The sequence below is a fragment of the Desulfitibacter sp. BRH_c19 genome (assembly GCA_001515945.1).
GTDB lineage: Bacteria > Bacillota > DSM-16504 > Desulfitibacterales > Desulfitibacteraceae > Desulfitibacter.
The window spans coordinates 1-14,660 of sequence record LOER01000004.1; the positions used below are offsets into that span (position 1 = coordinate 1).

Sequence of the window (14,660 nt, forward strand, 5' to 3'; positions counted from 1 at the left end):
GCCATGGTAAATGCTAGCCTTGCCCAAATGGCCCAGCACTACCAGCTTCCCATGTATGGAACAGGTGGAATGTCAGATTCCAAAACTAATGACTCACAAGCAGGCTATGAAAGCGCCCTAACTGCTATGACAGTATCTTTAGCTGGCTGCAACTATATCCATGATGCAGTAGGGTTATTAGAAATGTGTCAGGTATTTTCCTATGAAAAGATGGTTACTGACAATGAAATAATTGGTAACATCTTTAGAGTAATGAAGGGTGTAGAAGTCAATAAGGATACCCTAGCAGTAGATAGAATAAAAGAAGTTGGACCAGCAGGACATTTCCTAGCAGATCCCCATACAGTAAAGCATGTTCGTAAAGAATTCTTCTTCCCCAAGGTTTCAGATAGAAGGACAAGAATGGCTTGGGAAGAAGCTGGTTCTCCTGAGACAAAAGAACGCGCCCATATAATGGTCAGGGAAATACTGGCTACACATAAGCCTTCACTAGTTTCATCTGAGTTAAAGGCTAGTATTCGCGAAGAGTTTCCTGAGATTTATGGGGTGGAAGCTTAAAAGGTTTATTTAAGAGTATTAGAATGGCAAATAAAAGTTGAAAGACTTCTTCTAAATGGCTTACAATATTAATGACGTCGGGTCGAAGAAAGAAGGAGCGGGATTGCTATCAATAGGTTACATTATAAGTATAAGTGTCACATTAGTTTTTGTGGCATTTATTAGTATTTTAGCATCTAACAAGGTAAAGACATCTTCTGACTTTTGTGTTGGAGGAAGAAAGCTTGGGAGTGTACTAGTTAGTGGTTCCATGGTAGGGGCATTTGTAGGAGGGACATCTACTGTAGGAACCGCACAAGTTGCGTACCTTTATGGAATAAGCGGAATTTGGTTTACACTTGGGGCTGGATTAAGCTGTCTTTTCCTTGCTTTATTTTTAGCAAAACCTTTAAGGAAATCTGAAGTTGTGACAATACCGCAGCTATTTGAGTCTTTTTATGGTAAAAAAGCAGCCCTTTGGAGCGTGTTTTTTGTATCTATAGGAATTCTAGTTCAAGTAGCTGCTCAGGTACTTTCTGCTGTCCCAGTATTGACAAACATGTTTGCTTTAAGTCCTTTAGTGGCAGTTACCTTAATTATAACATTAATAGTTTGCTATTCTGTCTTTGGTGGAATATGGAGTACTGGATATGTAGGTATTATAAAAACAATCTTGCTTAGTACAACACTAGTAGCAGGAGGGTTTATTGCCTATAGGCTGGCAGAAGGCATAACAGGTTTACAGCGTGGACTTGGTGAGGGAGTTTGGTTTTCCATTTTTCCTCATGGTATTGGTGTAGAATTAGGTGCTGGCATATCAGTAATAGTTGGTTTTATTTCCACCCAGACATATCTGCAAATAATTTTTTCTGCTAAGTCAGTAAAAACTGCCCAAAGAGGTAGCCTTATTGCTGCAATACTAATACCATTAACGGGGTTGGCTAGTGTTTTAATTGGAATGTTTATGAGGGTTGCCTATCCTGATATTAATCCAGCATCTGCCCTGCCAATGTTTGTAATTCTGCATTTAGGACCTGGGCTCGGAGGTATAGTACTAGCAACATTAATTCTTTCTCTTGTAATGACTGGTGCAGCCCTTACACTCGGGATCACTACGATTATTGGCAAAGATATTTATCAGAATATAAGGCCACAAGCTACAGATAAGGAAATGGTATGGGTTTTTCGATTTTTAATTATACTTATCTCATCCATTGTATTTGTATTTGTAACATCCAATGTAAATTCTTTAATACTAGAATGGGCATTTTTATCTATGGCTTTAAGAGGGGCAACTGTATTTTTACCACTGCTAGGCATATTCTTTTTAAAAGACAGGATTAGTCCCAAAATCAGCAGATGGGCTATTTTAATAGCACCGGTTATTGTAATATTTTGGTCCATATTCGCACCAAAAGAAATAAACCCTTTATATCCTGGGGTGGTAGTAAGCTTTCTGCTATTGGTATTAGGATATAGAAAATCATAGCTAAGGCAAATCCATGTAAATCAAAAAGAAAATTCTCTATGAAAAAAAGGTGGTGTATTATGACAAAATATGAATATTATGTTTCTTCAAGGGTTATGTTTGGTGCAGGTAGAACAAGGGAAATTGGCTTGATTTTAAAACAGTATAATCAACATGGAAATATTATGCTGGTTACAGACTCTGGTGGATGGGTGGAGCCATTGATAAAAGAATTGGAGATTAGCCTATATCAAGAGGGATTTAAAAGTATTGTAAAGTATAATGCTATTAGTCCAAACCCAAAGATGTCTGAATGTATAAGGGGAATAGAAATTGCTAAAGAAAATAAGTCCAGTATTTTTATAGCACTTGGTGGAGGATCGATTCTGGATGCAGCCAAAAAAATTGCTAAAGATTGTGAAGCAAAGTTTTTTATTACTATTCCTACTACCGCGGGAACAGGAAGCCATATTAATGAGTGGTCAGTATTAATTAAGGATGAAAATAGTGAGAAAATAAGCTTACAAAATATTCCTGCTAACATAGCACTACTGGATCCCATTGCAACAGTATCTATGCCTCCCGTTACTACATTGTTTACTGGTCTTGACTCTTTTTCCCATGGGATGGAGGCCTATTTTGGAACAGGTGCATCTATTTTAACTGATATGCAATCATTAAAAGGATGCCAAATGGTTGTGGAAAACATTCAATCAGCAATGGAAGATGGTAATAATATAGAAGTACGTTCCCGCATACTAGAAGCTGATTTGCTAACTGGTAATGCTATGCTCAATGCTGGTCTGGGTATACTGCATTGTATTGCTAATATAGTACCTGGCTTTTATCCGGATTATTCTCATGGATATATTTGTGCTAGCCTATTAAAAGCTACAGCAGAGTTTAACAAAGAGGCAATATCTCAGGAAAAAAGGCAACAAATGCTGCCTTTAGTTGAAAAGATCAGTAACATTTTTGAAAATGCAATTAAAAAATATGATATTAAGCCTGTAACAATTGATAATGGACACTTACAAACTATTAAAAAGATTGGTGCAGCAAATGTTAATGGAAAGACAAATCCAAAAAAGGTTACAGAAGATGCCGTGGAAAAGTTAATGAGGGATTCATTCCTAATTACTTAATTGCTTTTCGGCAGCAAAAATCTCTTTCTTCCTTATTTCAGAGATGGCCATTTCCCCTATACTACCTGTGATCAAACCGGTAATTACAGCTGATACTAAAAGAATAGGGAAATATAATAGAACTACGGCTTCACCTAATAACAAGTAGGCGACAGCAAGCTGTGTTGTATTATGAAGGATTGCTCCCACAACGCTAATTCCTTTTATGCTGAAAAAGCGGGAGAACTTCTTATAAAGCAACGCCATGACTAAGGCACTTATGATGCCTCCGCCTAGACTAAAGGCTACTGTCATTATTCCTCTAGTTAATAGTGCTACTACAAAAGACCGGATTATGACAATAAGAAGGACATCGCTTAGGGGTAGAAAAACAATCCCAATTAAGATGATGATATTCGCTAACCCAAGCTTTACTCCCGGTACAGGAATAGGGATTGGAATCAATGATTCCAGTAAAGATATTATAATTGCATTGGAAACTAATATTATAATGACGGCATATCTTTTATTCTTATTCATACGTAATACCCGCTTTCGAAAGATGTAATGGAGTATCTCTAGAAAGAAACATCATCTATATCCGTTTTTTCTGAACCCTCAATATAGATCACCACTTTATTAGGGAGACAAACGATGCTTTGGCTAGGCTTGGATATTTCACCTGTATTCACACATATTTTGTTTGGACAGGAAGATTCTTCTACCCAAATTTTATCTTTTTCAGTTACTATTATAGAATGTACATCATTATCATCTGGAAGCGTGAGAGCTATTTCCTTTCGTTCATTACTGCTGTCTAAAGGGATTGTAGTGTGAATCTGACCATCAATTTTTATTACTGCTTGGTTATTTGTGTCGTTAGGCCAGATGATATCTTTCATAAACCAACTTATAGAAGCAGCAATCAAAAGTATTATAATGACAAGGTCACCTTTTTTAAATCTCATAGAGATCACCACTTATCTTTGTAATTTGAACTTATCCTTACTAATCTCAAAATTCTTTTCATTGATTCCAGATGAAACATAAACCTTATTGTCAGAGGTGATAAAAATAGCTTCAGTACTAGGTAAATTTTCAATCATCTGCATTCCATTTTCAAGTCCTAATAAAAAAATGGTCGTTGATAATGCATCTGCATCAATAGAGTCTTTGGTAATGATTGAAACACTTAGTATTGGGTTTTCCTCAGGATAGCCTGTTTGTGGGTTTAGGATATGGTGATATCTCTTCCCATCTAATTCAAAATACCTTTCATAGATTCCCGAAGATACAAGAGCTTGATCATTAAGGCTAACAATACCCATATAGTCACCCCGTGGTTCATATGGGTCTTGTAAACCAAGTTTCCAATTCGTGCCATCAGGTTTAGTATTAAGAGTGAGTATATTCCCGCCTAAATTGATGATGGCATGATTAATTCCAGCTTCCTTTAATATTTTAGCTGCTTCGTCAGCGGCATATCCTTTAGCAATAGCACCTAAATCAACGATCATGTCTGGAGCATTAAGTTTGGCACTATGGCTATCTCTGTCCAGTATTAAATTTTTATGGTTTATTAAAGGTAGTGTATTGGCTATTTGTATTTTTTCTGGTAACGCTGCTTGTTCTGTACCAATTTTCCAAAGCTTAACCAGGGGGCCAATGGTGATGTCAAATTTGCCATCGGAAAGCTCTGAGTAGTATTTCCCTTTCTCAAGAACATAAAAAGTCTCCGGGCTTAGATTCATATATTCTTTGCCGGCAAAATTATTTAATTGGATGATTTCGCTTTTTTCATTGTCTTTAGCAATGGTCATTTTGTCTTCAATTTCAGAAATTCGGTCAAAGGCTTTTTGGAATATTTCCTTATCTTTAACCTCATCGAAAATTGTTATTTTGGCTATAGTACCCATCAAGAAAGCAGTTTCTATAACCGGCTTGATTTCTTGAGGTTCATTATTGTTTTGTGATTGAGGAATACAGCCTGCTACAAAAGCTGTCAGAGTTAGAAAAACAATGAGATATGTGAAGGTTGATAATTTTCTTAAATGCATAGTTTCACAAACACCTCCATCTTTAGGCCTTGAATAATATTTTATCATAGAAAATATCAGAGGAATAGTTTCTTTAAAATCCAATTTTTTAAATAAATGGAGGAGCAGCAAGAACCGCTCCTCCTTAATATTCACAAATTTTTATAGTATACAGGTTTAAATTATTTGGCTTCTTCTAAAGCTTTCTCTGCAAGTTCAAAGAATTCAATAACGTGGATGGATACGCCTGCAATATCATCTGTGTGTCCTGCATCGTCACTATAAACAACTGCTGTTGGATCTTGAATTTCTAAGAGATAAGCTGCAGCCTTTTCAGCTTGCTCATGCCATGGAGCTTGGGCTCCACCGTTTTCAACCATAGGGTATTCACCTTCAATAGACATGGTATCTTTGTCACTACCATCAGTGTGTAGACCGTCCCAGTCGGCTGCCACAATGTTACCATTGATAACGGTTAAGCTAGCTGAATACTTAAAGTCTTTAACAAAATCATCTTCTTCTGCAAAATAAGCACCGTCTTTATATGGGCCTCTACCAACAGGTCCATTAGCTAAAGCTTTTTCTGCAAGTTCAAAGAATTCAATAACGTGGATGGATACACCTGCAATATCATCGGTGTGACCTGCATCGTCATTATAAGCAATCTGTGTTGGATCTTGGGTTTCTACGAGATAAGCTTCAGCTTTTTCAGCTTGCTCATGCCATGGAGCTTGTGCTCCACCGTTTTCAACCATAGGGTACCCACCTGATTTAGAGACTGTGTCTTTATCAGGTCCTGCGTTTATGTTAGCACCGTTCCAATCAGCTGATACAATTTCACCATCTTTAACTTCAATAGTTACAAGATACTTCCAATCTTTAACGAATTCGTCCTCTTGTGCAAAATAGATACCGTCTTCATATTTGCCATCTGATCCTTGAGGCTCTACTTCTGTCGGCTCATTAGATCCACAGCCTGAAAGTGAAAAGGCTAACATGAGAACTAGTGTTACAGCAAAAAATTTCTTAAGCATTGCATACATCCTCCCTTAAGGTTAATTAATTTTTCAAATAAGTACTATGTGATTATCTTATCAAGTACTTGCTTAGTTAATTTACCATAGAAAGAGGGGATTTAATATCATGACTTTTGTCCCAAGACTAGGTACATATGTCCTTACATTTGTCCTTATAATAGGTTTTTGTTTCTGATCCAATAGCTAGCTGCTTCAGTTCTATTAGAAACGTTTAATTTCTTGAAAATACTACTAACGTAGTTCCGGACGGTTTTTTCAGAAATATCCAAGGCTTCAGCAATCTCTTTATTAGCCTTACCTAGACTCACCATTTGTAATATATATGTTTCTCTTGAACTTAATTTATTGTCTTCTGCATTAAGTCTTTCATTTTGCACAATAATGTCATTAATAACACCCTCTGAAACAGAAGTATCTAATACAGAATGTCCTTCGTAGACCTTTTTAATGTTTTTAATTAATTCTTCACTATTGATATTTTTCAATAAATAACCATCTGCTCCTGCTCTAATAGTTTCTATTACGAATTGTTCTTTGGAGTATGCTGTTAAAATAATAATTTTGACTTTAGGGCTCAAATATTTAATATTAATACATCCGTTAACTCCATCACCATCAGGAAACTTGTAGTCAAGCAAAATAACATCAGGATTAGTTCTGTTAACAAGATCAAGGGCTTCTTTGAGGTCTTTGGCCTCTCCACATACTTCGATAGAGTCATCTAATTCTAAAATCAGCTTTAACCCATCTCTGACTATATTATGATCATCGACTATCAATACTTTAATCGTATTTTTCACTTTTTAATTCCTCCCATGGTATTTGGAGTTCAAATCGAATCAATAGCCTCTTTCAACTAATAAAAGCACCCATGTTAACAAGATAAAGCTCATTACAGCAACTACATCTCTTTTAGAGACATTAAATTTGTAATGATATAAATCTTCAGGGCTCACTTTTTCAACAAAACTTTGTATTTTATCTAGTTTTTCGAAAGAATTTACAAGCAAAGAAACAATAATTTGAGATACACCTTTCATTTTCATTTTAAAATTTTCGTTTTTTCCACCTATGGTTGAACGTGCACTATCTACAAAATTCTTTTTTATTTCGGTTCCCATGCCTTTAAGCTCTAAAAAGATACACATCACTACTTTTAAGTAGTCCTTAACAGGAACACCTATTAATTTTAAAGGAAAAAAGAGCTTATCCACTAAGCCAATTATTGTTTTAATAGGGGTTGTGTGAAAATATAGGATGCTCACATACCAGATAATAAACAATCTAAACAGTCTTAAAACAATCTCATACGTTCCTTGATTATACGTGAATAATTCGTTATTCGTAAACGAATAAAGAAGTGAATTCATCAAGAATCCAAAAAGGTAAGGCATCAGAACAATTATACAATATGAAGCAGCGCTTAATAATAGGGTTCGAAATTTAATTCTCAAAACCAAGGTCGCAATCAATAAGTAAACGGATAGTATACCAAAACTCATCTGTTGCTCAAAAAGAAAAGGCATGCTAGCGAGCATTATAGCTAGGATAAACTTAATAAGACCATCCATATCGGTGGGTTCATTGTTTTTTTCCGTATTAGTATTTGTTAAAGTAAAATTTTTTGACATAGCAATACCAACCATATTTTTATTATTGAGCAGTCCAACACATGAATCAAGTTTCAGACGATTTAACGTCTCATATATTTTAATGGCTATTAAAGTATAACATAAATCGGTTAAATCCTCTAAAATTGGAGTCATCTTCATTATAGCTATTGGCATGGGAATATTTGTTACACAAACTCCTTCTTCAGTTTCTGCTGAATACAAACACAATTGACGCGTATTTCTCTAACTACTAGAGAGGAGAAAATGGATGGAAGAACTAGCAAGAATTTTTCTTCAATAGAAATTTTATTTGTAAATTTTATTAAAAGTCAAAAACACTCATTCTAAGTCATTCGGACTCAGTAATGGGTGTTTTTTATATATTCATTGTTGTTGTTTTTCTTGCTTTTCAAGGAAAAGCTGTCTTTTTTAAAGCATAAAAAAATTGGCACAGTAATTGCTATTATTTAATAACAAGAAAAAAAGTTACATCTCACACACATTCAATATCCTAAGCAAAACCATTTAAGGAGTTGTTATTTAAATTATGAAAAGAGAAGCATTAACCCAGAAATTATTGGTATTAGGGGTAGACGGGATGGATCCCAAAATAACCCAGAAGTTCTTAGCCGAAGGAATAATGCCAAACTTAAAAAAATTTATTGAAAAAGGTGCGGCAAGAGAAGATTTATCTCACTTAGGTGCCCTGCCAACGATTACACCTGCATGCTGGACGACTTTATCAACGGGTGCTTATCCAGGAACACACGGTATTACCTGCTTTTGGCGACAGTCACCAGAGAGCTTGGATGCTGTTGTATATAATATGGATTCCAGAAACTGTGAAGCTGAGCAATTATGGAATGTAACTACTGCAGCCGGCCTGAAAACATTAGTATGGCATTGGCCTGGTTCCGCTTGGCCTCCGACCAGTGACAACCCAAATTTAAACGTTATTGATGGAACACAGCCGGGTTCTGTTAACATGGGTGTGGCACAACTTGATTGGGAAAAAGTTATCGTTGCTAATGAGGAAATTACAGAATTAGAATATGCTCCTAAAGTAGAACGTCCTGCCGGTACTGGCTGCATGATTTCTGATCTGAGTGCTATTACTGAAGAAGAAGAACCAGCTACCGATATGATGGAATTATGGTATGGTGAAGCTGCCATGACAGGCAGTGAAATCCGTGAATATATCATGGGACCAGAAAATATGGAAATGGTCATTGAATCTATTCCTCATTATGATTTAGTCAATTCCCCGTTGAAAGATGCAGAAGGATGGGCAGCTGCACCGGCAGACGCCAAAGAATTTACTATTTTAACATCGGATGGTATTGCAAGACGTCCCGCACTAATTTTAAAGAATGCTGATGGCATCTATGACCACATAGCAATTTATAAAAACAAGAAGGCAGAGAAACCAATCGTAGTATTAGAAGTCGGGAAAATGGTTTCCGGTATTGTAGACGACATTAATAAAGATGGTGAATTAAAACCCGCATGTAGGTCCATGAAACTCCTGGAACTTTCTCCGGATGGTAGAAAACTGAAAATGTGGATCAGTAACGCACTAGATACTGGTCAGGATAAATTATTTCACCCCAAGGAATTGCTAAAAGATATTGTTGAACATGTTGGCCCAGTTCCGCCTGTTAGCTTGGTTGGGGGAGAAGATGCTTACCTGGTTGAGAATGTTTATGAACCAGCCTGGGATTTGTACTGTCAATGGCAGGCAAAGGCTTTAAATCATTTAATTAAAAATCGTGAATACCAAGTAGTATTCACTCATTTGCATAATGTTGACTGTGCAGGTCATATGTTTTGGCATTTAGCGAAAAATCTGGAGCGCTGGAGCTATACTGACCCTGAAGTTAATCAGAACTTTATCCGGAAGTTTTACATTCAGGCAGACAAATATCTGGGAGAATTCCTACATCTGTTAGATGAAGGATGGACCATCATGATTGTAGCTGACCATGGTTTACTGGTAGGGGAAGAATTCCCACCACAAATTGGTGAATATGGCGGCATGAATGTACAGGTAATGGAGGAACTCGGTTATACCGTTATGAAAAAGGATGAAAACGGTAAGACTTTGAAAGAAGTAGATTGGGAAAAGACAACCGCTGTCCAGACCCGAAGTAACTATATTTATATTAACTTAAAGGGTCGTGATGCCCATGGCATTGTTGACCCGGCGGACAAATATGAACTGGAAAGAAAAATTATGTCTGACCTGTACTCTTATAGATATAAAGGACAGCGTGTTATCGGGCTTGCTATGCGGAATAAAGACGCTGTTGTATTAGGAACAAACGGTCCGCAGTGTGGTGATATCTTCTTTACTGTAGATGAGGGATATAACCGTTTACATGGTGATGGGTTAGCTACTGTAGAGGGTGCTTTCGATACTTCTGTTTCCCCAATTTTTCTAGCAGCAGGGAGTGGAATTAAAGAAAACTTTACAACAGCTAGAACCATTAGACAAGTTGATATTACACCAACTATTGCAACATTATTAGGTGTAAGAATGCCTGCCCACTGCGAAGGTGCACCAATCTATCAGATTTTAACCGAAGAATTCTAATATAAAAAAGGCAGGCTTATTCACATAAAATTGACTTCATGAAATAGCCTGCCTTTAGCCTTTATTCTATTATTCATGAAACGGAAATTCTTTTAAGACATCTTGGAGAGATTGGACAAAACTTCTAATTATTCTGCAGATCCTTAATTGCTTGGAAAGACGTAATTTTATTTGGGCAAATACGACAGGGAGGAGAAATTTGAATGCTTGCTTCCTGTAATTCAATTTTAAAGGAGTGGAAAATATGCTCTTAGAACAATTAAATGCAAATAGTTTTGAAAAAATTATCTATGATAATGAGGACTCCTGTCTTGTTATGTTCTCAAGAAAAGACTGTCACGTTTGTAAAGATGTCGTTCCTATTTTGGAGGAGCTTCAACCGCAATACCAAGACAGGTTTGGATTCTATTACGTGGATGTAGAAGAAGAAAAAAACTTGTTCCAAAGATTCTCTTTAAAAGGAGTTCCTCAGATTCTTTTCTTTAAGGATGGCGAATATCGAGCAAAACTTGCAGGTGCTGTTGACGAAGACAAAGTTATGGATAAGATTGAGGAAGTTTTAGAATCGTAATGATTAAAACATTCTACAGAGAGGGAGTAATTTAGGAAAATGGGAGATGTGACGTACGATTTAATCATAATCGGTGGGGGTCCCGCAGGACTCACGGCAGCTATTTATGGGGGAAGAGCGAAGCTGAGAACTTTGGTTATCAACAAAGGAACGGTTGGCGGTTTGGTCAATACTACACGAGAGATCGCCAATTATCCAGGCTATAGCCAAATTAGTGGACCCGATCTTATGAAAGACTTTAAAAAGCATGCCGAGTCTGTTGGCGTTGAATTTTTACGAGATGAAGTTGTGAGTGCTGATTTTGCTAAAGAAGACAAAATTATCTCTACCAAAAAAAAGAAAGAATACACAGCCAAGGCGGTTATCATTGCTTGTGGTAGTGAGCCGAGACTATTAAATATTCCTGGTGAAAAGCGGCTTCAGGGAAGTGGGGTTGCGTATTGTGCAACCTGTGATGCCGAGTTTTTTGAAGGAGAAGATGTTGTTATCGTTGGCAGCGGGGATCAAGCCATCGAAGAAGGCATGTACATTACCAAGTTCGCTCGCAAAGTCACAGTGATTGTACTTCATGATGAAGGCGTTCTCGATTGCAATAAAGTGAGTGCGGAAAGGGCCTTCCAAAATGAAAAGATGGAGTTTATATGGAACTCCACGATTGAAGAAGTCCTGGGTGAGGATAATGTCGAGGGGGTTAAAATCAAGAACTTAAAAACGGGCCGTTCAAGCAGACTTGCTTGCCAGGGTGTTTTTTTCTTTGTTGGGATGATTCCTTCAACTCATTTCCTTAAGGAAAGTGGCATTGTGATGGACAGAGGCTATATTCCCGTTAATGAATTGATGGAAACGAATCTCGAAGGGGTATATGCGGTCGGAGACAATCGGGTTAAATATTTACGGCAAGTGGTTTCAGCTGCTGGGGATGGGGCAACAGCCGCAGTCGCTGCCGAGCGCTATATTGAGGAACTCAATGCATTTAGTACGAGTGTTCTGAAAAGCGATAAAAAAGTTCTCTTGCTTTTCTTTAATGCCTTAGATAATCAAAGCTTGGAGTTTAGCACTTTATTAGAAGAGGCAAATCAAGAACTAGCGGAACGCCGCAAAGTGGTTAAAATCGATATGGCTACTAAGAAAAAACTTGCCCAAAAGTATGATGTCAAAATCGTGCCATCAGTTGTTGTATTAGACAGAGGGCAAGAGATCAAGCGATTGGACTATTCGATGGATAAAGAAAAACTAAAAGCTCAATTAAGATAAGACAAATCAGTAAAGTAAAGAGAGGAGGGGCGCTTTAGACTCAGAGGGATACCACAATTGTTGATGTTTAATAATGGTGAGGTTAAAGGACGTATTGGTGGACTTCGTTCAAAGGAAGAGGTAGCAGAATTAATTGATGGGTTATTATAAAAACAGCTGCAGGTCACTAAGCTATTCATAGCAATAATGTGGCCTACAGCATATACCTAAAAAAGAGATGAGTCTATTTGACTGGTTTTTCTAAAAACAAATGACAATCTTATAAAGATTTTCGGTTTCTGAATACTTATTTCCATTGGAAACATTAGTGTATTCAGAAAATATTAATAACTGGCACAATGTTTGCAATACTTGAAATTATTACTAAAGGTAGAGGGTGGTGATGCCATGATATAATGAAAAAGTATTATATATACTGTATTATTAAATAAGGGAAATGAAGGGAAATGAACATGCAGAAGGGGTTTTTAATAGAGCTTTCATACTATACAAACCTGGGAGCTCAAATTACAAGAGAGGTTGGGAAAAAACGGTGGATAAATCTAAGCTGAGTCAATATGCAAAAATTAATCCTATAGTTTTTTATGGTGGCGTAATCTTTTGTGTTATTTTCTATGGACCTATGTTGGTTCTTCGTGAGCAGTTGCAACCACTTGGGGCACAAGTTCTAAGAGCAGTAACGTATAGTTTCGATTGGTTATGGTTATTGTTAGCTTTTGGGTGTTTTATATTCTTAGTATGGCTAGCCTTTGGCCGATATGGCAATGTAAAGTTGGGTGGGCCAGATGATAGTCCGGAATTTTCAAGATTTAGTTGGTTATCAATGCTTTTTACAGGTGGGGTCGGAGCAGGCCTTGTTTACTGGTCCATGGCTGAACCGATTTTCTATCTTAAGTGGCCTCCATTTTGGGGCGAAGCTTTTTCGGCTCAAGCTGCTCAATTTGCTATTGCCTATGGAGTATTTCATTGGGGTGTTTTAGCTTGGGGTCTATTTACTCCTGGAGCAATTGCATTTGCTTATATGATATATGTGAGGAAGAAGCCATATTTCTATCCCAGTTACGCATGTAGGGGAGTATTAGGGAATGTAGTTGACGGTTGGGTTGGAACTGCAATTAATTTGTTTGTTATTGTTGGACTAGTTGGTGGTTTGGGAACAACCATGGGCGTAGTTATTCCTATGATTTCAGAGGTAATTGCTCATATGATAGGTGTTGAAAATACCTTGATGGTTAAAAGTGGCACAGCAGTTTTATTGTCTGTAATCTTTGGATATAGTGCATATTCAGGTTTGCGTGGTGGAATTAAGAAATTATCAGAGCTAAATAGTTGGCTGTGCTTTGGATTGTTGGGCTTTGTATTAATAGCAGGCCCCACACTTTGGATGTTGTCATTTTATGTTGATAGCATAGGAGTTTTACTGGATAATTTCTTGCGTATGAGTTTATATACTGACCCAATAACCAAGTCTGGATTTCCTCAAGACTGGACAGTATTTTATTGGGCGTGGTGGGTTGCATGGGCAATATACTTTGGATTATTCATTGCTAGGATTTCAAAGGGACGTACAATTAAAGATGTTATCTTGAATATGGCTTTTACAACAACTTTGGGATGTTCTATATTCTTCTTGGTGTTTGGAGGGTACGCAGTAGATCTTCAACTTAACCAAGGGTTAGAACTTGATGCAGTTTTGGCTGCATCAGGTGGTGGAGCTATGATAGTGGCTGTATTGGAAAGCTTACCGTTTAGTGGTATAGTAATACCATTTTTCGTCTTAGTAATGCTAATCTTCCAAGCGACTACCATAGACTCAAATGCATATACCATTGCAATGATTTCCTGTAATGAGATTAAATACAACCAGGAGCCTCCACGTTGGGCAAGACTATTCTGGTGCTTCCTGCTTTGTGTTATTGGAATTGCTATAATGTCGGTTGGCGGACTTCAGATTGTACAACTCTCTTCAGTGGCAACTAGTGTACCTATTGTGTTTATTATAGTTATCCTAATGCTATCCGTAATGAAATGGCTTAAGGAAGATTTTGGAGATGCTGTTGGACCTAAGATACTTACAATAGATTATACTGAAAGTAAAAATGCTCCAAAGACAGTTATCGATGATAAAATTACTAAAAATATATAAAATACAATAATTTGGGCATGTTAAGCAGGCATTGGAAAAGAAGGAATTTACTCCTATGCCTGCTTTTTATATTGGTAAGTTCAAACCTTGGCTTAAGTCACATATACTCAAAAACAAGTTAAAAAAACTTATTTCCATGATTAATAAAGGGCTTTTCCAAGCTTAAAGAACCTTATGAGTATCAAAAAACGATTAAAACTATTGTAAATAAAGAAATCCATGAAAATCTACAACAAACTGGTATGGAATTTGCAAAATACAATTACCATGAAGTATGATAA

General features: G+C 36.9%; 12 protein-coding genes and 1 pseudogene. 7 read left to right on the forward strand and 6 right to left on the reverse strand.

What is annotated here, in order from left to right; translation table 11 throughout:
• The 3 genes and pseudogenes from APF76_08665 to APF76_08675 all read left to right on the forward strand — a co-directional run bounded on the left by APF76_08665 (position 1) and on the right by APF76_08675 (position 3,150).
• Positions 1-558: pseudogene (locus APF76_08665) on the forward strand.
• 103 nt (positions 559-661) lie between these two features.
• Positions 662-2,026: a hypothetical protein gene (locus APF76_08670; protein ID KUO53313.1), complete on the forward strand. Its 1,365-nt coding sequence runs from the start codon at positions 662-664 to the stop codon at positions 2,024-2,026.
• 59 nt (positions 2,027-2,085) lie between these two features.
• Positions 2,086-3,150, forward strand: a complete 1,065-nt coding sequence (locus APF76_08675; GenBank protein ID KUO53314.1) for a hypothetical protein — start codon at positions 2,086-2,088, stop codon at positions 3,148-3,150.
• Here the strand turns inward: APF76_08675 and APF76_08680 are convergent.
• From APF76_08680 to APF76_08705, 6 genes are all read right to left on the reverse strand, one after another.
• The gene (locus APF76_08680) at positions 3,139-3,669 is read right to left on the reverse strand and encodes a heptaprenyl diphosphate synthase (protein KUO53315.1); all 531 of its coding nucleotides are present in this window, start codon (positions 3,667-3,669) and stop codon (positions 3,139-3,141) included. The genes APF76_08675 and APF76_08680 overlap by 12 nt on opposite strands.
• Positions 3,670-3,707: 38 nt before the next feature.
• The gene (locus APF76_08685; protein KUO53316.1) at positions 3,708-4,097 is read right to left on the reverse strand and encodes a hypothetical protein; all 390 of its coding nucleotides are present in this window, start codon (positions 4,095-4,097) and stop codon (positions 3,708-3,710) included.
• Positions 4,098-4,109: 12 nt separating this feature from the next.
• The gene (locus tag APF76_08690) at positions 4,110-5,186 is read right to left on the reverse strand and encodes a thiamine biosynthesis protein ApbE (GenBank protein ID KUO53435.1); all 1,077 of its coding nucleotides are present in this window, start codon (positions 5,184-5,186) and stop codon (positions 4,110-4,112) included.
• A gap of 161 nt (positions 5,187-5,347) precedes the next feature.
• The gene (locus APF76_08695) at positions 5,348-6,199 is read right to left on the reverse strand and encodes an FMN-binding protein (GenBank protein KUO53317.1); all 852 of its coding nucleotides are present in this window, start codon (positions 6,197-6,199) and stop codon (positions 5,348-5,350) included.
• A gap of 155 nt (positions 6,200-6,354) precedes the next feature.
• Positions 6,355-7,002 carry a hypothetical protein gene (locus tag APF76_08700; protein KUO53318.1) on the reverse strand — a complete coding sequence of 216 codons (648 nt, stop codon included), beginning with the start codon at positions 7,000-7,002 and terminating at the stop codon, positions 6,355-6,357.
• A gap of 39 nt (positions 7,003-7,041) precedes the next feature.
• Positions 7,042-7,833 (reverse strand): ABC transporter permease, encoded by a 792-nt coding sequence (locus APF76_08705; protein KUO53436.1) that lies wholly within the window; start codon positions 7,831-7,833, stop codon positions 7,042-7,044.
• 529 nt (positions 7,834-8,362) lie between these two features.
• Here APF76_08705 and APF76_08710 point away from each other — a divergent pair.
• The 4 genes from APF76_08710 (at position 8,363) to APF76_08725 (ending at position 14,379) form a co-directional block, all read left to right on the forward strand.
• Positions 8,363-10,408 carry a nucleotide pyrophosphatase gene (locus tag APF76_08710; GenBank protein KUO53319.1) on the forward strand — a complete coding sequence of 682 codons (2,046 nt, stop codon included), beginning with the start codon at positions 8,363-8,365 and terminating at the stop codon, positions 10,406-10,408.
• A 244-nt stretch (positions 10,409-10,652) separates the two neighbouring features.
• A complete protein-coding gene (locus APF76_08715) occupies positions 10,653-10,979 on the forward strand; it encodes a thioredoxin (GenBank protein ID KUO53320.1) in 327 nt (108 codons plus the stop codon).
• Between the two features lie 39 nt (positions 10,980-11,018).
• Positions 11,019-12,233 carry a pyridine nucleotide-disulfide oxidoreductase gene (locus APF76_08720; protein KUO53321.1) on the forward strand — a complete coding sequence of 405 codons (1,215 nt, stop codon included), beginning with the start codon at positions 11,019-11,021 and terminating at the stop codon, positions 12,231-12,233.
• A 481-nt stretch (positions 12,234-12,714) separates the two neighbouring features.
• The gene (locus APF76_08725; protein KUO53437.1) at positions 12,715-14,379 is read left to right on the forward strand and encodes a choline/carnitine/betaine transporter; all 1,665 of its coding nucleotides are present in this window, start codon (positions 12,715-12,717) and stop codon (positions 14,377-14,379) included.
• Positions 14,380-14,660: the final 281 nt, after the last annotated feature.